At 43.6% G+C, this 18,122-nt stretch carries 21 protein-coding genes; 2 read left to right on the top strand and 19 right to left on the bottom strand.

Annotated features, from left to right (window positions below):
* Positions 1-13: 13 nt before the first annotated feature.
* Genes rpoZ through dapF form a run of 5 tightly spaced genes read right to left on the bottom strand, consistent with a single transcriptional unit; the run spans position 14 to position 2,864 of the window.
* Complete coding sequence (gene rpoZ / locus EAL2_RS07355; protein ID WP_025435755.1) at positions 14-235, bottom strand: DNA-directed RNA polymerase subunit omega; 222 nt, start codon at positions 233-235, stop codon at positions 14-16.
* Positions 236-850 carry a guanylate kinase gene (gene gmk, locus EAL2_RS07360; RefSeq protein ID WP_025435756.1) on the bottom strand — a complete coding sequence of 205 codons (615 nt, stop codon included), beginning with the start codon at positions 848-850 and terminating at the stop codon, positions 236-238.
* Complete coding sequence (remA, locus tag EAL2_RS07365; protein ID WP_025435757.1) at positions 843-1,139, bottom strand: extracellular matrix/biofilm regulator RemA; 297 nt, start codon at positions 1,137-1,139, stop codon at positions 843-845. Before remA ends, gmk begins: the two co-directional genes overlap by 8 nt.
* A 10-nt stretch (positions 1,140-1,149) precedes the next feature.
* Positions 1,150-2,031, bottom strand: a complete 882-nt coding sequence (locus tag EAL2_RS07370) for a YicC/YloC family endoribonuclease (RefSeq protein ID WP_025435758.1) — start codon at positions 2,029-2,031, stop codon at positions 1,150-1,152.
* Between the two features lie 2 nt (positions 2,032-2,033).
* Positions 2,034-2,864: a diaminopimelate epimerase gene (gene dapF / locus EAL2_RS07375; protein ID WP_322787230.1), complete on the bottom strand. Its 831-nt coding sequence runs from the start codon at positions 2,862-2,864 to the stop codon at positions 2,034-2,036.
* Between the two features lie 213 nt (positions 2,865-3,077).
* Between dapF and EAL2_RS07380 the strand changes: the two genes are divergently transcribed.
* On the top strand, positions 3,078-4,889 hold the full coding sequence (locus EAL2_RS07380; protein WP_025435760.1) for an Rqc2 family fibronectin-binding protein: 1,812 nt from the start codon (positions 3,078-3,080) through the stop codon (positions 4,887-4,889).
* A 76-nt stretch (positions 4,890-4,965) separates the two neighbouring features.
* Here EAL2_RS07380 and pyrR read toward each other — a convergent pair whose 3' ends face one another.
* From pyrR to der, 12 genes are all read right to left on the bottom strand, one after another.
* Positions 4,966-5,502, bottom strand: a complete 537-nt coding sequence (pyrR, locus tag EAL2_RS07385; RefSeq protein WP_025435761.1) for a bifunctional pyr operon transcriptional regulator/uracil phosphoribosyltransferase PyrR — start codon at positions 5,500-5,502, stop codon at positions 4,966-4,968.
* A 52-nt stretch (positions 5,503-5,554) separates the two neighbouring features.
* Complete coding sequence (locus EAL2_RS07390; protein ID WP_025435762.1) at positions 5,555-6,466, bottom strand: RluA family pseudouridine synthase; 912 nt, start codon at positions 6,464-6,466, stop codon at positions 5,555-5,557.
* Positions 6,467-6,469: 3 nt separating this feature from the next.
* Positions 6,470-6,928 carry a signal peptidase II gene (lspA, locus tag EAL2_RS07395; RefSeq protein WP_025435763.1) on the bottom strand — a complete coding sequence of 153 codons (459 nt, stop codon included), beginning with the start codon at positions 6,926-6,928 and terminating at the stop codon, positions 6,470-6,472.
* Between the two features lie 17 nt (positions 6,929-6,945).
* A complete protein-coding gene (locus EAL2_RS07400; RefSeq protein ID WP_025435764.1) occupies positions 6,946-7,647 on the bottom strand; it encodes a 5'-methylthioadenosine/adenosylhomocysteine nucleosidase in 702 nt (233 codons plus the stop codon).
* Positions 7,648-7,702: 55 nt separating this feature from the next.
* Positions 7,703-8,170: a DivIVA domain-containing protein gene (locus tag EAL2_RS07405; protein WP_025435765.1), complete on the bottom strand. Its 468-nt coding sequence runs from the start codon at positions 8,168-8,170 to the stop codon at positions 7,703-7,705.
* A gap of 34 nt (positions 8,171-8,204) precedes the next feature.
* On the bottom strand, positions 8,205-8,999 hold the full coding sequence (locus EAL2_RS07410; RefSeq protein WP_051489117.1) for a YlmH family RNA-binding protein: 795 nt from the start codon (positions 8,997-8,999) through the stop codon (positions 8,205-8,207).
* 2 nt (positions 9,000-9,001) lie between these two features.
* Complete coding sequence (locus EAL2_RS07415; RefSeq protein WP_025435767.1) at positions 9,002-9,277, bottom strand: YggT family protein; 276 nt, start codon at positions 9,275-9,277, stop codon at positions 9,002-9,004.
* A gap of 25 nt (positions 9,278-9,302) precedes the next feature.
* The gene (locus tag EAL2_RS07420; protein WP_025435768.1) at positions 9,303-9,740 is read right to left on the bottom strand and encodes a cell division protein SepF; all 438 of its coding nucleotides are present in this window, start codon (positions 9,738-9,740) and stop codon (positions 9,303-9,305) included.
* Positions 9,741-9,755: 15 nt separating this feature from the next.
* Positions 9,756-10,460 (bottom strand): YggS family pyridoxal phosphate-dependent enzyme, encoded by a 705-nt coding sequence (locus EAL2_RS07425; protein ID WP_025435769.1) that lies wholly within the window; start codon positions 10,458-10,460, stop codon positions 9,756-9,758.
* Positions 10,461-10,471: 11 nt separating this feature from the next.
* Positions 10,472-11,710, bottom strand: a complete 1,239-nt coding sequence (locus EAL2_RS07430; protein ID WP_025435770.1) for an HlyD family efflux transporter periplasmic adaptor subunit — start codon at positions 11,708-11,710, stop codon at positions 10,472-10,474.
* A gap of 153 nt (positions 11,711-11,863) precedes the next feature.
* The gene (locus EAL2_RS07435; protein ID WP_025435771.1) at positions 11,864-12,871 is read right to left on the bottom strand and encodes an NAD(P)H-dependent glycerol-3-phosphate dehydrogenase; all 1,008 of its coding nucleotides are present in this window, start codon (positions 12,869-12,871) and stop codon (positions 11,864-11,866) included.
* Between the two features lie 22 nt (positions 12,872-12,893).
* Entirely contained in the window at positions 12,894-14,216 is a 1,323-nt protein-coding gene (gene der, locus EAL2_RS07440) for a ribosome biogenesis GTPase Der (protein WP_025435772.1), read from the bottom strand.
* Positions 14,217-14,645: 429 nt separating this feature from the next.
* Here der and EAL2_RS07445 point away from each other — a divergent pair, with 429 nt between their 5' ends.
* Complete coding sequence (locus EAL2_RS07445) at positions 14,646-15,545, top strand: selenium metabolism-associated LysR family transcriptional regulator (RefSeq protein ID WP_025435773.1); 900 nt, start codon at positions 14,646-14,648, stop codon at positions 15,543-15,545.
* A 136-nt stretch (positions 15,546-15,681) separates the two neighbouring features.
* Here EAL2_RS07445 and EAL2_RS07450 read toward each other — a convergent pair whose 3' ends face one another.
* The gene (locus EAL2_RS07450; protein ID WP_025435774.1) at positions 15,682-17,064 is read right to left on the bottom strand and encodes an aminopeptidase; all 1,383 of its coding nucleotides are present in this window, start codon (positions 17,062-17,064) and stop codon (positions 15,682-15,684) included.
* A 92-nt stretch (positions 17,065-17,156) separates the two neighbouring features.
* Complete coding sequence (locus tag EAL2_RS07455; RefSeq protein WP_025435775.1) at positions 17,157-18,113, bottom strand: 3'-5' exoribonuclease YhaM family protein; 957 nt, start codon at positions 18,111-18,113, stop codon at positions 17,157-17,159.
* Positions 18,114-18,122 lie beyond the last annotated feature (9 nt).

An 18,122-nucleotide genomic window follows, 5' to 3' on the forward strand; every position in this document is an offset into this window, starting at 1 on the left:
ATTCTCCTTACGTTTAAGATTCCACAGCCTCTTCTTCAGATATCTGATGCTTTGACAGCACTATATCTCCGTTGAAAACTTCGTTAGTAGCAATATTAACCGGCTTGTCGTCCGTTGGCATTAGCCCTTCTCTTTGCTCGTCTATTATCTGCCTTGCTCTCTTTGATACCGCTATTACAAGTGTGTATCTGTTCTCCATTATATCTAGCAAATCAATTATCGATGGATATAGCATTTATATTTCCTCCCTGAATTTCCTCAGTATATTTTCTTTATTTCTCAAAACTCTGTTTTTTTCCGCCATCATTATGCAATCAAGCTGCATGACGGCTTTTTCAACATCGTCGTTAACCACGAAGTAGTCAAAATTTTCTATTTTGCAGATTTCCTCGTATGCACTGCCAAATCGAAGCTTCAAAGACTCCTCCGTCTCGGAGCCTCTTTTGACAATCCTGTCCCTGAGTTCTCTAAGCGAAGGCGGAAGTATGAATACGAACACGGCCTCAGGATAGCTGCATTTCACCTGCATGGCGCCCTGAATATCTATCTCCAGCAGGACATCCTCGCCGTTTTTGAGGCTTTTAAGCACCTCTGCCTTGGGAGTCCCGTAGTAGTTGTCGTATACCCGTGCATATTCGATGAATTCTCCGTTTTTAACCATTTCCTCGAATTGTCCGGTCCCGAGGAAGTGGTAGCTTATCCCGTCTACTTCCCCGGTTCTTGGCATCCTTGTGGTTGCCGACACCGACAGCTTTATGTCCCTGTTTTCGCCGAGGAATTCCTTACATATAGTACCCTTGCCTACTCCGGATGGCCCGCATATGACTATCAGGATGCCTTCTTTATTCATTTACTTCTTCCTTTCTAAAATCACTGTGACTCTCAACGTGGTGCTCTTCCTTGTTTTCAAGCCTATGGGCAACCGTCTCAGGCTGCACCGCGGATAGTATCACATAGTCGCTGTCGGTGAATATTACTGCCCTTGTCCTTCTGCCGTATGTAGCATCAATGAGGTTTCCCTTTTTTCTTGATTCCTGGATAATCCTCTTTATAGGCGCTGATTCAGGGCTTACAATAGATACTATTCTGTTCGCCGATACTATGTTTCCAAATCCTATGTTAACCAACTTTAGAGCCATTGCAGGCCTCCTATTCTATGTTTTGGACTTGCTCCCTTATTTTTTCAAGCTCGCTTTTTATGTCTACTATGAGCTGAGTTATTCTAAGGTTTGAAGATTTTGAGCCTATAGTATTGGCTTCCCTGTTCATTTCCTGTATCAGGAAGTCTATTTTTCTTCCCACAGAATCGTCCTCTTTGAGAGTTCCGCCAAGCTGTATTATGTGGCTTCTGAATCTGACTATTTCTTCGGTTATGCTGCATCTGTCTGCAAATATCGCAGCCTCCTGCGCTATCCTCGATTCGTCTATTGCCACTCCTGCTCCAAGCAGGTCCTTGATCCTTCCTGTAAGCTTGTCCTTGTATTCTATCACTACGGTGTCGGAGAGTTTTTCTATCTGCCCAAGATATTCCTCCATGAGAGCGCATCTCATTATAATATCGTCTGATATCTTATCGCCCTCCACCTTCCTCATGTCCCTTGCTGTCCTGAATGCCTCCTCGAGAGCCGGTGCGAGACTCTTCCATATGAGTTCCTCGTCCTCCTCCTTCTCAAGGAGCTTTACAACCTCAGGGAATCTGGCTATCGTAGATATTGTTATGTCATTTTTTACATCTATCTCGCCCGCTATCTTTTTGAGAACCTCATGATAACCCTTTGCAAGCTTAAGGTCGAGTCTGAGCTCCGATTCGCTTTCACCGACAAGCTCCATGCCCACAAAAATGTCTATTCTTCCCCTTTTGAGATACTGTTTAGCCTGGCTCCTTATTTTCTCTTCAAAAAAGGCAATCTTTCTTGGCAACCTTATATTTATGTCCAAATACCTGTGGTTGATGCTCTTGCATTCCACAGTGAAATGATAATTCTCGTCCCTGTATTCACCTCTGCCAAATCCAGTCATGCTTACCGACATAGCTATACCTCCATAACACCTTCGCAAATTTTTACAGCAGGACCATCCATATATATGAGTCCGTCTATTATGTCTATCTTAAGCTTGCCACCTTCCGACTCTACATTAACGCTTTCAGATACAAGCCCCAATATATTAGATATATAAGCGGAAGCGCATATTCCTGTGCCGCACGCAAGCGTGTAGCCGCAGCCCCTCTCCCACGTTGCTACTCTGAGGTTGCTTTTGTCGACAACCTTTACAAAGTTGACGTTCGTCCTGTCAGGGAAAATGCTGTGATTTTCAATTTTAGGCCCTAGCGTAGTAACCTTCTCCATGTCTATGGTGTCAACGTAGATAACCGCATGCGGAACCCCCACAAGCGCAGCCGAGATGTTTATCTGCTGCCCGTCTACTTCAATAGTCTTGCTTAAGAAGTCGCTGCCCGCATAATCCACAGGGATTTTTTCCGGTGAAAGCTCAGCTCTGCCCATATCGGCCCTGACGCTTACAACCTTTCCATATTCTACATTTGCACGAACTTTTATTATGCCAGCGAGCGTCTCAACCTCAAACTCATCTTTGTCTACAAGTCCTGTGTCATGCACGTACTTTACAAAGCACCTTAGGCCATTGCCGCACATTTTCGCCCTGGTGCCATCAGAATTATAATATATCATGCAGCAGTCAGCAACGTCTGAAGGCTTTGCCACAAGGAGGCCGTCGGCGCCTATGCCGAATCTTCTGTGGCACATTTTCCGTGCAATTTCGGAATAATCCTCATATATGTATTTTTCTCCATCTATAGCAATGAAGTCGTTTCCTGCTCCATGGAGCTTGATAAATTCAATCACAAAATCGCCTCCAATACTTACTCCCATATTGATATATTATACATAAAATAATATATTAAATCAAAATAATTTGGTAGCAGAAACCACCAATAGCATATTTTTACCGATTAGTGCAATTACTGGTTTCACAAAGCCTTCCAATAGTTGCGATTGTTTAATCCGCCGGTTTGGCTTATACTATTATTTGTAAATACTTTTGTTTGGAGGTACTCAATGGCATTAGACGGAATATTTGTCCATTCGCTTGTCAAGGAACTCTCCTTGGTTCTTGTCGGCGGAAGGATAGAAAAGATATATCAGCCCGAGGGCGATGAAATGGTAATAAACATAAGAAATAAAGGAGAATCCGTAAGGCTTCTTTTGAGCGCCAGCTCCTCAAATCCCAGGGCGCATATTGTAAAGAGCGCGGCCAAGGAAAATCCCAACACCCCGCCCATGTTCTGCATGCTCTCAAGGAAAAATCTCCAGGGCGGCCGCATACTCTCAGTAACACAGCCAGACTTCGAGAGAATAATAAAGATAACAGTGGAGACGCTCGACGAGCTAAAACAAAAAAAAGACATCGACATACTCATTGAGATAATGGGCAAGCACAGCAACATAATACTTGTCGAGTCGGCTACAGGCAGAATTCTGGATTCAATCAAGAGGATTCCTCTTAGCGTAAGCAGCTACAGGCAAATTCTGCCAGGAAACACCTATATAACGCCTCCTCCTCAGGACAAGCTGAATCCCTTGGAGCCCGTTGGCAAGGAGGAATTCGAAGACAGGATTTCAGGCTCAAATTCGCCGGTCTTCAAAGCAATATATGGGTCATTCAAGGGCATAAGCCCCATAGTGGCAAAGGAGATAGTCCACAGAAGCTCTCTGCCTTTTGACATACACTCCTCCCAGCTCGAGCGCAGGCAGCTCGACTCCCTGTATGAGTCGTTTGACAGGTTTTTTAGACAGATTAAAAACGGCATATTCTCACCTTCGATAGTTATAGACAAAACCACAGACACGCTTGTGGATTTTTGCTTTACTAGACTTACGCTCTACAGCTCGCTTTCATTTATTGAAAGCGAAAGTCCCAGCGATATACTGGAAACCTTCTATATGCAAAGAGACCTCAAGGAGCGCATGAAGCAAAAATCTATTAACCTGCGAAAAAGCATGACAAACAAGCTCGAGAGACTCCAAAACAAGATACAAAAGCAAAAGCAGGAGCTGCTCGAATCCGAAAATGCTTCCAGATACAAGCTCTACGGCGATCTTATAACGTCATACATCTACATGATACAGCCCGGCATGGAAAGTGTCAGCGTTTCCAACTTTTTCGAAGAGGATTCTCCGCTGGTGGAAATACCCCTTGAAAAAAACCGGACGCCGTCTCAAAACGCCCAAAAATATTTCAAGAAATACTCAAAGCTCAAAACAGCAGCTCTGGAGCTTGAAAAGCAAATCACAATAACTCTACGAGAAATTGATTACCTTGAAAATATTATTTACAGCATAGAAAACTGTGAAAGCACAGACGAGCTCGATGAGATAGTCGACGAACTTATAAAGGAAGGTCTTGTGAAAAGCAGGCTTAAGGGCAAAACCAAGAAGAAGGAATCCGAAAAGGCCAAAACCTCAAAGCCCCTTTCATTCCATTCGTCTGATGGTTTTGAAATCTTCGTGGGCAAAAACAACAAGCAAAATGACATACTTACGCTTAAGACTGCAGCTCCTTCCGACATATGGCTGCATACTAAGGACATACCCGGCTCACACGTAATCATAAGAACCGGCGGAAAAAAAGCAAGCGATACTGCCATACTCGAAGCTGCAATGCTGGCGGCATACCACAGCAAAGCCAGAATGTCTGCCAACGTGCCCGTGGACTATACAGAGCGCAAAAATGTCAAAAAGCCAGGCGGTGCCAAGCCCGGCATGGTCATATACGAATCAAACCGGACAATATACGTAACTCCGTCGGAAGAGGACCTCGTGGCCATAAAGAAAAACTCGCCATCGTCTGATTCCGAGAAAAACAGCTAAAACTAAAGCTGGCTTCCAAAACGAACATGATTCATTTCGGCAGCCAGCTTTAGTTTAATGCTCTACAAATAATTCTCTATATTTCGATTATCGACACATTCTCCTCTGAGTCGGTCTCAAGGAACTTGACGCTTATTATCTCATTTTTTGAAGTAGGCACATTTTTGCCGACATAATCAGGCCTTATCGGCAGTTCCCTGTGCCCCCTGTCAACAAGCACCGCAAGCTGTATCGACTTTGGCCTGCCGACATCCATTACCGCATCCATGGCTGCCCTGACTGTCCTTCCAGTAAAGAGCACATCATCAACTAGTATCACAACCTTGTCGTTTATATCAAACTCAATATTTGAGCTGCGAACGACAGGATCCAGCTCTTCCTTGCTAAGGTCGTCCCTGTATAGCGTTATATCGACTTCCCCGGTCTTTACCTGTATGCCTTCAATTTCATCAATTTTATTGCTTATCCTGTTGGCAAGAGGAACGCCCCTGGTTTTAATGCCTATTATAACTACGTCCTCCACGCCTTTATTTTTTTCTATTATTTCATGGCTTATCCTGGTAATTGCCCTGGCTATGCCCTTTTCATCCATAATGCTTGCCTTTTCTCTCATAAAAAAGCCTCCCAAAACAAAAGGTTCCCGAGGCAGACAGGAACGCGTGTAATTATTTTTCAAGTGCTTTCAGAATTTTCGTAAAATAGTCAGGAAGCTCCGATGTGAACTCCATATATTCTCCAGTAACTGGATGCAGAAATCCCAGTGTGCGCGCATGAAGCGTCTGCCCGCAGAGCTTGAAGGGGCTCTTTTTCGGGCCGTATATCGGATCCCCAAGTATCGGGTGGTGCATATGCGATATGTGTACCCTTATCTGGTGGGTTCTGCCCGTTTCCAGCTTCGCCCTCATGTGAGTGTAGCCTTCGTATCTTTTTATTACCTCAAAGTGCGTTATGGCATTTTTCCCATCATTGACCACGGCCATTTTCAGGCGATTCGAAGGATTTCTGCCTATTGGCATGTCCACAGTGAATCTTTCTTCCTTGACATTTCCTATGCACACCATCTCGTAGGTTCTTTCTATAGAGTGCACCTTGAACTGGCTCGCCAGCTCTTCATGTGCCCTGTCAGTCTTGGCGGCCACGAGCAGTCCCGATGTGTCCTTGTCTATCCTGTGGACTATGCCCGGCCTTGTCACTCCGTTTAGGGTAGAGAGCCTGGCGTCACAGTGATGGAGGAGCGCATTTACAAGTGTCCCCTCGCTGTTGCCCGGCGCCGGATGCACAACCATTCCCTGTGGCTTGTTAACCACAATCACCTGGTCATCCTCATACACTATCTCCAGCCTTATATCCTCAGGCTGCGGCTTTGGCTCGCTTCTGTCAGGAAGGTTGACCTCTACAGTGTCATTTTCACGCACAATATATTTTGCCTTTTCAAGCTTTCCGTTTACACTGACAAGGCCGTCCTTTACAAGCTTTTGAATGTACGACCTCGATATATCCTCGAATTGTTCAGACAGGAATACATCAAGCCTGCCGCCTTCCTCATCTTCCATCACATAAAAACTTCTCTGCTCCATGAGTTAAAACTTTCCCTCCCGAATTTCAAGCATTTCGCTTTTAAAAAGCAGAATATACGCAAGCGATATTCCACCCACTACTACGCATATATCTGCGATGTTGAATACAGGCCATATCCTGAAGTCCAGAAAATCAACCACGAAGCCCAGCCTTACCCTGTCAATCAGGTTGCCTATCGCCCCTGCAACTACAAGGTCAAGCGATAGCCTAAGATACGTGTTCATTCCTTTGTTTTTATGCATGAAATACATAACGCCCGAAACTATCACCACTGTGAGTATTATGAAAAACCATCTTTTGTTTTGAAGCACCCCGAATGCCGCTCCCCTGTTTTCCACATATGTCAGATGGAATATGCCGCTTATTACTGGAATGCTCCCAGCCGAGGCCAGAAACCTCAGCGCCCAGAGCTTTAACGTCTGGTCCAGCGCTACAAGCACCGCTATTATTAAAATATTCACCTTTTCACCTCTATGAGCTATATGGATTTAAGCATACTCAGCACCATGTCTTTTGAATTTTCTGCCGCAGCCTCAACAAACTCGCTGTAGTTGACATGCGCTGAACCGTCAGCCTTGTCTGACATGGCCCTTATTATAACAAACGGGATTTTATTCAAAGCGCATACGTGCGCAACAGACGCTCCTTCCATCTCCGTGCATGCTCCCGAGAAGACATCAACCAGCTTATCCTTCACATCCTTGCTGCTTACGAAAACATCACCTGTAACGACCCTTCCCTTCATAACCTTATGGCCTGAACCGTTGTCAATGCCAGCCTTGTACGCTGCTTCTACAAGTATGGGATCGGCCTCGAACACTGATGTTTCCATTCTTGGTATCTCGCCCGGCTTGTAGCCGAATCCTGTGGCGTCAAAGTCATGCTCAAGCGCATCTGTAGATATAACTACATCCAGAACGTCCAGCTCGTCACAAAGTGCTCCGGCAACCCCTGTATTTATGACAGCGGCTGCTCCAAAAACGCTTATTAGCAGCTGCGTACACATGGCGGCATTAACCTTTCCAATCCCGCACCTTACAAGCACAATATTTCTGCCCTCCATTTTGCCCTGGCAGAATTCAAGGCCAGCCATCTGACTTATTTCATCAATTTTCATGTGGTGCTTTAGTATGTCCACCTCTTCGTCCATGGCTCCTATTATTCCAATTATATCAAACATTATCCATTCCTCCGTCCGCATGCATATGCCTCAGCCTTACAAAAAAAAGAGTGCTTTATTCAGCACTTGAATCTGGCATTTCTTCGAAAATTTCATCTATAGTCTTTATCTGCTCTCCCAGCATGGACTTGAACCTGCTTTTGAACAGCTTGAATTCTTTTCTTACCTGTTCATATTCCTTCATTATATGTATTACCTGGTTATTGGCTTCCTCTATTATCTTTCTGGCTCTGAGCTCCGAATCCTCTACTATAATCTGTGCCTTTTTCGATGCGTTGACGCTCACTTCCTCAGCTGTGCTCTGAGCTACTACAAGCGTATTCTTGAGCGTTTCCTCAATCCCCTTGTACTTTGAAATCTGATCAGAAAGCATGTTTATCTTGTCTCTTAGCTCTATGTTCTCCTTGTATATCTTCTCGAAGTCTTCCTTGATTTCATCAAGAAAGTCATCGACCTCGTCTTCCTTGTATCCCCTAAGGCCCCTCTTGAATTCCTTGTTTTCAATATCCAATGGAGTTATCATGCTATGTACCCTCCTATATTATGAGTGTATATTTTTATATCAATATGCTGGCAATCATGAACATCCTGCCTTTTCTAGTCACATCTCCAAATTCCTCAACTTTGAATCTTCCCCTGCCTCTGACCGAAACAACGCTGCCTTCGCTCACAGCCTTTGAAGCCGAGCCTGCAGGTTCAAAATCAACCTTTACATGATCACCTTCTATTAGCTTTGCCGCATCGCTTCTTGATATGTTGTATACCCCGGCCAGTATGCAATCCAGCCTGTTTGAAGCCACCGTGAACTTCTTTTGCCTGGATTCCGCCTTCGGAACTAGTATTGAATCTAGTCCTATAACGCTGCAGCTCACCTTGTATTTTGCCACCCCTGTGAAACTTGAAACTATATAGTCGCAAATCTCAGTTTTGACAATTATATGGCACTTATTTTCATGTACAAGAATATCTCCGATTTTTTCGCGCTTAATACCAAGGCCCATGAGAGAACCCAGATAGTCCCTGTGCGAAATTTCGCTGAACTTGAAGCTTCCATTCACTTCAATACACCTGATTGGCACGTCATCCACAGAATCTGCAGTTGCATACCAAGGCATGATGCTTATGCATTTGCGCTCAGCGCCTTCATAACCGCCGTATGTAATATAGGAAATCTCTCCCTTTAGAGAGTTAAGTACATCCCCCGAGCTTTTTAACTCATAGGGATTTAAAAAGTCTGTCGTTTTTATTTCATGAGTCTTCATGACCGCTTGAGCCTTGTCTATGACACTTAAAACAACGCGGCGCAGCTCCTCGTCCCTTATATGCACTGTAAGCCTGGTCTTGTCAATCAATTCTAAAACCCTATTCTAAGAAGTATTCCCACCAGCATATTATATACAAACCTTATGGCAAGCAGAGCCACGATGGGTGAAAAATCTATTGAGCCTGTGTTTATAAGCCTGTTCATTCCCTCTCTGAAAGGTCCCAGTATTGGCTCTGTAACTTTGAATACAAATGAGTAAAAAGACGAATACGGATTGACTCTGACCCATGACATTATTATCCTTATGAAAATCATTAGCTCCAAAAATTGCACAAAATATCCTAGCGCCCTCACTATAACATACATTTTTTATGCTCCCCGCTACTATTAGTTATTTTTGCCAAGGAAAAAGCACCTTGTTTTCGAGTTCCTTCTTTATGTTTGCATCTATGTCTATATTGGTTGGAGCCAATATGAAAATGCCGCTTGAAACCTTCTGTATGGTACCTTCAAGCGCATAAACAGCTCCGTTTAAAAAATCGAATATAGTCTTTGCAGTATCGTTGTCTTGAATACTTTGCAAATTCACTATGACAGCCTTTCTGGCCTTAAGGTTGTCCACTATGCCGGGTACCTCTTCATAACTGAGCGGCTCATAGAGCATAACCTTCATCTGCGTAGTTGCATGGATGTTTACAATCTTGCTGTTTCTTGGTACTTCCTTGGCTGCAACCTGCTCTAATTCTTCCTCTTCCTCAAAGACATCGTTTTCAAAATCCTCTTCAAAACCCATAAGCCTCTTCATTTTTTCAACCATTTTTCCAGACATTATTATCTAAGCCTCCTAAACAGCATAATTTCTATTTCCAAATATTGCAGTCCCTATTCTGACCATGTTGGATCCCTCTTGCAGAGCTATCTCGTAATCATTGCTCATACCCATGGACAGATAATCCATATATACCCCTTGAATATTCAGATTCTCAATTTTCAATGAAATTTCCTTTATTTTTTTAAAATATATCCTGGATTCTTCAGGGTCTTCTACAAACGGCGCCATGGCCATAAGGCCTCTTATCCTTATGTTTGGGCAGCTGCTGGATACTGTTCTTATGAAATCCTCGACCTCAGACTCATCAAGGCCGTGCTTTGTATCCTCGTTAGATATGTTAATCTGGACAAGGCAGTCCATGATCTTGCCGGCCGCTTTTGCCCTCTTGTCGATTTCCTTGGCCAGCCCTTCCCTGTCGAGAGAATGTATTAAATCCACTTTATCAATTATATATTTTACCTTGTTTGTCTGTAAAGACCCTATAAGATGCCATCTCACATTTCCTATTATGTTGTCGAACTTTCTCACTATTTCCTGGGGCTTGTTTTCGCCAATATCCGTAACCCCATGCTCTATTGCCTCGTTTATTTTATCCTCATCCACCGTCTTCGTCACAGCTATCAGCACTATATCACTAGTGTTTCGTCCAGACTTTTCTGCGCCGGCTTGTATTTTTTGACTGATCTCCTTCAAATTGTCTGCTATGTATGAGCTCATATATTCCACCCCTATCTTATCTTCTGGCCTTCCTTTACCCTTTTAGGATTCATTATTATTTCATCGTAAAGCTTTGCCGTGTCTATTTTTTCAGCCTCGATTCGCTTGTAGTCGAGAATAATATGCTCTTCATTCTCACCTATCTGGCATTTTATCTCCTTGAAGGTCGCCTGCCCCGTTTCGGATATCACGTATACTCCCTGTTTTCCATCCAATGTGGCAATCGCAGCCTTGGGAATTTTAATACCTGATACATTTTTTGTCACAATGCTGCAGCCGAGGATCCTCTTGTCCAGAAATTCAGCAGGCACCGATGCTGTTTTGAAAACCATTATGCTTTTGCCTTGTGAATCCTTGTACATGTCCTTTATTACGCAATAAACCGTTTCCTTGCCGCTTTTAACATATATACCCTGCCCAACCTTGAGTTCCTTGTTTTCTTTTTCATTCACTATGAAAAGCAGGTACATGAAATGGTTGTTTGCTATCTTGAAGGCCGGATCACCTTTTTCAAGAGCTCCGTCCTTTTTTATGACATTGTTGTTGCTCAGAGTTTTCAAAAAATCCGAATCTATTTTTCCAATTTCCGCAGGCGTCATACTGCCTTCGAATCCGTCAGCCTGGAAGCTTAGCACTCCTGATATCGTGGTTGGTATTACACGCGAAGAGCTCTGAATCTTTGCTTGTATGGCATCAGCTTTTTTTTGAAGCATTCCTGAGTCTTGGCCTGAAAGACTGCCATAAAGTATACTCTTTTCATCCATAAGAAACAGCAGCTCCTTTTTAAGCCTCTCTACAGAATCGAAAGCCCCCATCGTTATGCTGTTTTTTATCTCTTTGCGCTTTACCTCTATCCCTCTGTCGAGCTTTTCCGGAGTCACCCCTGCAAGGGCGCCACCGGAGGATACCACCTCAAGCCTTCTGGCGATTGTATCCGCCTCCTGCCTTAGCATCTGGTCAGCTTCATTGGTTTGTATCTCGCATACATAGTCATTTATGCTTATCCTGTCGCCTTCATTGTGAAGATATTTGGGAATTCCTCCTATGCTAGTATAAAACACCGACTCCTGCCTTACAGCATATCCGTCCTTTTGGAGGTATTCTACAATCTGACCCTTTTTTACAGTGTGCGTTTGTATGCTCGAATTTATTATGCTCATAACAAGATTGAATACAATATAGCTGAAAATCCCCATGAAAATTAAATAGTTGAATATTTTTCTCTGCGCTCTGCGTTTTTTTCTGCCCAAGCCCAACACTCCAAGATGCTTATTTTGCATTCGCAATTTATTAATAGTCGTATATATTTAATATATAGTAATGCAGTTTTTATTTCAATTATTATAAAAGAAAAAAACCGCAAAATCTGCCTTTCAGGCATATTTGCGGCATTTTTTTCTTGTCTATATGCTCAAATCTTCCATTTCATGAGTTCTGCTTCTTAGCATAAGATCAATCACAGACTTTTTAACATCCTTGCCTTCGTAGAGGACTCCGAAAATCTCTCTCGTTATTGGCATGTCAATATCATACTTCTTTGATATTTCATATGCAACCTCTGTTGCTACGACGCCCTCAACCACCATCTTAACCTCTTCAAGCGCTTCATCCAGAGTCTTGCCCTGTCCTACAAGTATGCCCGCCCTCCGGTTTCTGCTGTGCATGCTTGTGCATGTGACTATGAGGTCTCCTATGCCGGAAAGTCCCGAGAAAGTCGTGGCTTTGGCTCCCATCGCAACCCCGAGCCTTACAATCTCCCTTATGCCTCTTGTCATTAGAGCGGCCTTTGTATTGTCTCCGTAGCCCAGGCCGTCTGATATGCCTGCGCCAAATGCTATTATGTTCTTTAGCGTGCCGCCCAGCTCTACACCTATCAAATCCTCATTGGTGTATACTCTGAACTTTGGAGATATGAATATGTCCTGTACAAGCTCGGCCACCTTTATATCCTCGGCTGCAACTACTACCGTTGTAGGCATGTCCCTTCCGACCTCTTCTGCATGCGAAGGCCCGGAAAGCACTGCAAAGTTGTTTTCCGGCAGCTCCTGCTTGCACACCTGGGATATTCTCAAATTTGTCTCTTTCTCAAAGCCCTTAGCCACATTTACAATCACTTGCTCCCTGGTTATGAAAGGCTTTGCCGATTTGAGCACGCTTCTTACAGCCTGGGAAGGCACAGCCAGCACTACCGCCTTTGCGCCCTGCACGGACACGCCAAGATCATTGCTGAGATTTATGTTGTTTGGAAATACCACGCCCGGAAGAAAATCCACGTTTTCCCTTGTCCTGTTGACACTTTCGCACTGTTCCTTGTCTAATGACCACATGTCAACATCGTAACCCTTTTTAGCCAGGAGTATTCCAAGCGCGCTTCCCCAGCTGCCTGCACCCAATATACATATCTTTTCCATGATATCAGCCTCCCGTATGATTCTAGTCTCTATTTTTTTTCTCGTTGTAGTTGAACCTTATAGGGGTGCCCTCAAATCCAAAATTCTCCCTTATCCTGTTTTCCAGATATCTCTGATAAGAAAAATGCATAAGCTCCCTGTCGTTTATGAAGACAGTAAAGTTAGGAGGCCTTATGCCCGTTTGTGACACATAGTATATCTTGAGTCTTTTCCCTTTGTCCGAAGGCGGCTGCTTTAGCATCATGGCTTCTCCTATGACTTCGTTTAGCACTCCGGTAGGTATTCTCGTTGAATGCTGGTTTGCCACGAACTTTATCTTTTCAAGCACGTTCGAAAGCCTTTGCCCCGTCTTTGCGGATATGAATACAAGCGGCGCATACGTCATGAACGCGAGCTTATTTTTTATTTCCTTTGTGAATAAATTCATTGTGTGGGTGTCCTTTTCAACAAGATCCCACTTGTTGACTACTATTATGCAAGCCCTGCCCTCTTCATGGGCTATGCCGGCAACTTTCGTATCCTGCTCCGTAACGCCCTCAGTTGCATCTATTACAAGAAGTACCACGTTCGAGCGGTCTATGGCCGCAACAGACCTGAGAACACTGTATTTTTCAATGTCGTCATCCACTTTCTTTTTCTTTCTTATTCCCGCCGTGTCTATAAACAGGAACTTGTCTTCACCATGCTCGAAGTAGGTGTCTATGGAGTCCCTTGTTGTGCCCGCTATCGGACTTACTATTACCCTCTCCTCGCCGAGTATGGCGTTAAGTATCGAAGATTTGCCCGCATTTGGTTTGCCGGCAATAGCCACCTTTATGAGATACTCATCTTCTTCCAGGTCTACATCATCAGGGAAGTTTTCAACCACCTTGTCAAGAAGGTCTCCTATTCCAAGGCCAACTGAGGCCGATATCTCTATTGGGTCTCCAAAGCCAAGCTCGTAAAAGTCATAGAAATTCTCCGACATCTTGCTGTTGTCCACCTTGTTTACAACCAGCACTACAGGCTTGCTGCTTTTTCTCAAGATCTGGGCAATCTCCCTGTCTCCCAGCGTCACGCCTTCCTTTCCGTCGACTACAAACATTATAACATGGGCTGTTTCTATGGCCATCTGGGCCTGCTTTTTGATAAGCGACGGAATCAGCTCTTCGCTGCCCACTTCTATTCCGCCCGTATCTATAAGCGTAAAGTGCTTGTTTAGCCATTCAGCGCGCGTGTAGTTTCTGTCTCTTGTGACGCCGGGACTGTCTTCTACGATGGCGATTTTTCTCCCCGCAAGTTTATTAAACAGGGTGGACTTACCTACGTTCGGCCTCCCTACTATTGCAACAAAAGCATTAGACATTTATATCTCTCCTTCATTATATATCAAATATAACTATTTATTTTTCCACATCATATTATGTTATCACGTTAAATGCAACTGAGTCAAGCAAGCAACCGTTGCGCATAATATATATTATACTGCTTGTTGCATGATGCAAAACACAATCTTAGTACATTCTGTCTTTCGTGCCATTTTATTTTTTCCTTATTATGGATTTTTCGCTCCGTTTTTCATGAATCGCTTTCACTCGAGATTTTATATTTTAAATCCAGCTCAGCAGCTTCAACGTCTTTGTGAATTAAAAATCATTTTTTCGCCTGTGTGCATCCATTTCATTATAAATTTTTATTTATATAAAAAGCGTTCAATTAATAATTCTTATCTGCTATAATCATTATTGTCTTGATCTCTTCGCAGGACAAAATAATTTTGGAAAGAGGTGGCGAAATGGATTTCAAGCAACTCGAGAGTTTCATCTCAATAGCAAAGTACAAGAGCTTTTCAAAGGCAGCAAAGGAGCTTTTCCTTACACAACCTACAATCACAAACCACATCCAGAACCTCGAAAAAGAACTTGGCACAATCCTCATAAACAGATCCAACAGGACAATATCGCTGACCAAGGCGGGCGACATTCTGTACGATTACGCCTTGGATATGATCAACACAAAGAAAAAGACTATGTTTACCCTCGGCGAGTACAAGGGCAAGATAGAGGGCCTCATAGAAATTGCATCAAGCACGATTCCGGAGGAATTCATTGTTCCTGAAATAATAAAGTCATTCAGCAAGGAATTCCCTCATGTGAAATACACTCTAAAGCATTTCGATTCAAGCGACGTGATAGATGAAATACTCAATCAGAAAGCAAACTTTGGTTTTGTTGGTGCCAGAATAAGCAATTCGCAGATTGAATACGTCAACATTGCCGACGACGAGCTCATCCTCATTGCACCTTGCGATATCCAGCTTAAAAATGAAGACGGCGCAGTAGATATAAAGGACATCAAGAATATCCCGCTTATAATGAGAGAAACTGGCTCCGGTACAAGGGATTTGTTCATGAGAGAGCTTGAGAAGAACAAGCTTACACTTGATAATTTCAACGTCATCGCGCATATAGAGAATACAGAATCCATAAAGCAAATGGTCCGAAAAGGAATGGGAGTTTCAATTATTTCAAGAGCTGCTGTAACGGACGAGGAAACATTCGGTCTATTAAAAATATACAATATTAAGAGCCTAAAACTTAAAAGAAACTTCTATTTTGCATACCCCAAAAAGAGAACGCTCGCTCCTCTTGAAGAGAAATTCAAAGAACATGTAATTGAATCAATAAACATATGATTGCCAGACCCTAGAGGAATTTCAGCTGAATTCCTGAGAACTCTAAATTTTTGCATATACTACAAAGAGCCTCCGCCGCGATTGTCTTTTCTTAAATATCAAACAGTCACAGCGGAGGCTCTTTGTCATCAATATACTAGGCTTCCTTTAAAAAAGCTTCATATCCTTTGCTTGCCATATATGCATCGACTTTGCTTGCAAGCTCGTATGGAGCATGCATTCCAAACAAGGCTACTCCGCAGTCTATAACCTCGGCTCCGTAATTTGCCAGTATGTAGGCTATTGTTCCGCCTCCGCCTTGATCCACCTTACCCAACTCGCCGGTTTGCCACACTACAGAATTTTCCTTGAAAATCCTTCTAAGCAGTGCCACAAATTCCGCATTTGCATCGTTGCAGCCTGACTTGCCTCTCGAGCCTGTGTATTTAGATATGACAAGACCTTTTCCAATGTATGCGCTGTTTGTCTTATCCATAACCTCCGGATAGTTAGGATCAAAACCTGCTGTGACGTCTGCAGATATTGCCTTAGAATTTGCAAAAGCCCTTTTAAGCTTGATCTCTCTGTAGTCTCCCTCGAGATATATCAGCTCTGCGACGGCGTTTTCAAAGAACATGGATTCCATGCCTGTATTCCCCACTGAGCCTATCTCTTCCTTGTCGACAAAAAGTGCAACCGCAGTTTTTACAGGCGCTTTTACATTCATAATTGCGCTTAGCCCGGCATATGCACACACCCTGTCATCATGTCCGTATGCTGCAATCATCGACCTGTCAAAGCCTACATCCCTGGCCTTGCCGGCAGGTACAACCTGTATCTCCGCACTGACAAAATCCTCTTCTGTTATTCCGTATTTTTCGTTAAGCAGCCTTAGCACATTGAGCTTAACAGAGCTTTTATCGCCTTCATCCTTTATCGGAATGCTCCCCACCAAGACATTGAGCCCTTCTCCCGTTATTACTTCAGACGCTTTTTTTGACAGCTGATCCTTTGAAAGGTGTATAAGAAGATCAGATATATAAAACACCGGATCGCTTTCGTCTTCTCCTATAGCTATGTCAACCTTGCTTCCGTCAGTCTTTACAACGACTCCGTGAAGGCTGAGCGGCAAGGATGTCCATTGATATTTTTTTACTCCGCCATAGTAATGCGTCTTAAAAAGCGCAACTTCCGAATCCTCGTAAAGAGGCATAGGCTTTAGGTCAAGCCTTGGCGCATCTATATGAGCCCCCACAATGTTCATACCATTTTCGGTTGGATCGCTGCCTATTACAAAAAGTGCCGCGCCCTTGCCCTTGTTTTCAAAATATATCCTGTCGCCCGGCTTTATCTCTTTGACTTCGCTGAAAGGTACAAATCCATTCCTTGCAGCTGCCTGCAGTATGAAGTCAGTGCACGACCTTTCAGTCTTGCCTTTATCCAGGAATTTCTTATACCCTTCACAATAGCCCATGACCTGTTCTTTTTCGCTGTCGCCAATCATTTCCCATGCGTTTTTATACTCGTTTCGCAAGTTCAAACCCTTTCCCCCTCGATATAATATTTATATATAAAATTTATTTTAATTATACACCTTGCCAGATTAAAAATAAAGCAAAACTCATCTCAAAACTAAAGCGACGGTTTGTACACAGCCCTGTTTTCAAGACTCCATACCCTTTGCGAAAAATCGCCGGCACTGACATCACTAAGGGCATTTTTAAAGTCATACATTCTGGCATCTATCATATCCAGATGATGCAGCATCTCCGCCTCTGGTATAAGAGGCTTTTTAGGGCTCCCAAAATCCGCTTCATAGTGGTGCGAAAGTATCATGTGCTGTAGCACGAGGAGGACCTCCTTGCTTGTTCCAAGAGCAGCACCTGCCAATTCAAGCTCCTTTATCGCCTGAATTATATGCCCCAGCAGCTTGCCTTCAACCGTATAGTCCGAGACTATTCCAAGCTCGTTTGCATCCATCTCATCGAGCTTTGAGATATCGTGAAGTATTATCCCCGCATAAAGTATGTCCGGATCCAAAAAATCATATATCCCAAGCAGCAGTTCTGCCGATGCAAGCATTGTGGTTACATGGTACAAAAGCCCCGCTCTTATGGCATGGTGGTTCGACTTCGCCGCAGGATAATATAGAAGTCTCTCCTTTTTGCTTTCTGCAATATGCGCGACTATTCTTTTGATGTCTTCGGATTTTATCTTCGAGATGTAACCCAGCATCACATTGTACATCTGCTCGCCTTCATAGGGGGCTGACCTGACAAAATCCTCAACGTTTACGCCGTCCTCACCTGTTATGTTGCGTATCTTCTCAATCTTGAGCTGCACCGAATCCTTCCACTTGTTGACCACCCCCCTGACCTTGACTATTGAATTCCCGGCAAATCCCTTTTCGTCATCAGGTGTGCTTTCCCAAAGCTTTCCCATTATATCCCCGCTCTTGTCCGAGAGCAAAAAATCTATATAATTCTTTCCGTTGCTGGCAGTCTTTGTCTCCACTGATTTCACAAGAAAGAATCCGTCCGCCCTGCTTCCAGGCTCAAGCGCGGACAGTCCTTTAACATCATGATTCATCGCCTAACA

This window comes from Peptoclostridium acidaminophilum DSM 3953 (genome assembly GCF_000597865.1).
GTDB lineage: Bacteria > Bacillota > Clostridia > Peptostreptococcales > Peptostreptococcaceae > Peptoclostridium_A > Peptoclostridium_A acidaminophilum.

Bases quoted from the DNA above. Each gene is read 5' to 3' on its own strand.
- rpoZ (WP_025435755.1), bottom strand. From the start codon at position 235: ATGCTATATCCATCGATAATTGATTTGCTAGATATAATGGAGAACAGA.
- gmk (WP_025435756.1), bottom strand. From the start codon at position 850: ATGAATAAAGAAGGCATCCTGATAGTCATATGCGGGCCATCCGGAGTA.
- remA (WP_025435757.1), bottom strand. From the start codon at position 1,139: ATGGCTCTAAAGTTGGTTAACATAGGATTTGGAAACATAGTATCGGCG.
- EAL2_RS07370 (WP_025435758.1), bottom strand. From the start codon at position 2,031: ATGTCGGTAAGCATGACTGGATTTGGCAGAGGTGAATACAGGGACGAG.
- EAL2_RS07380 (WP_025435760.1), top strand. From the start codon at position 3,078: ATGGCATTAGACGGAATATTTGTCCATTCGCTTGTCAAGGAACTCTCC.
- pyrR (WP_025435761.1), bottom strand. From the start codon at position 5,502: ATGAGAGAAAAGGCAAGCATTATGGATGAAAAGGGCATAGCCAGGGCA.
- EAL2_RS07390 (WP_025435762.1), bottom strand. From the start codon at position 6,466: ATGGAGCAGAGAAGTTTTTATGTGATGGAAGATGAGGAAGGCGGCAGG.
- EAL2_RS07400 (WP_025435764.1), bottom strand. From the start codon at position 7,647: ATGTTTGATATAATTGGAATAATAGGAGCCATGGACGAAGAGGTGGAC.
- EAL2_RS07405 (WP_025435765.1), bottom strand. From the start codon at position 8,170: ATGATAACTCCATTGGATATTGAAAACAAGGAATTCAAGAGGGGCCTT.
- EAL2_RS07415 (WP_025435767.1), bottom strand. From the start codon at position 9,277: ATGTATGTTATAGTGAGGGCGCTAGGATATTTTGTGCAATTTTTGGAG.
- EAL2_RS07420 (WP_025435768.1), bottom strand. From the start codon at position 9,740: ATGTCTGGAAAAATGGTTGAAAAAATGAAGAGGCTTATGGGTTTTGAA.
- EAL2_RS07425 (WP_025435769.1), bottom strand. From the start codon at position 10,460: ATGAGCTCATACATAGCAGACAATTTGAAGGAGATCAGTCAAAAAATA.
- EAL2_RS07435 (WP_025435771.1), bottom strand. From the start codon at position 12,871: ATGGAAAAGATATGTATATTGGGTGCAGGCAGCTGGGGAAGCGCGCTT.
- der (WP_025435772.1), bottom strand. From the start codon at position 14,216: ATGTCTAATGCTTTTGTTGCAATAGTAGGGAGGCCGAACGTAGGTAAG.
- EAL2_RS07445 (WP_025435773.1), top strand. From the start codon at position 14,646: ATGGATTTCAAGCAACTCGAGAGTTTCATCTCAATAGCAAAGTACAAG.
- EAL2_RS07455 (WP_025435775.1), bottom strand. From the start codon at position 18,113: ATGAATCATGATGTTAAAGGACTGTCCGCGCTTGAGCCTGGAAGCAGG.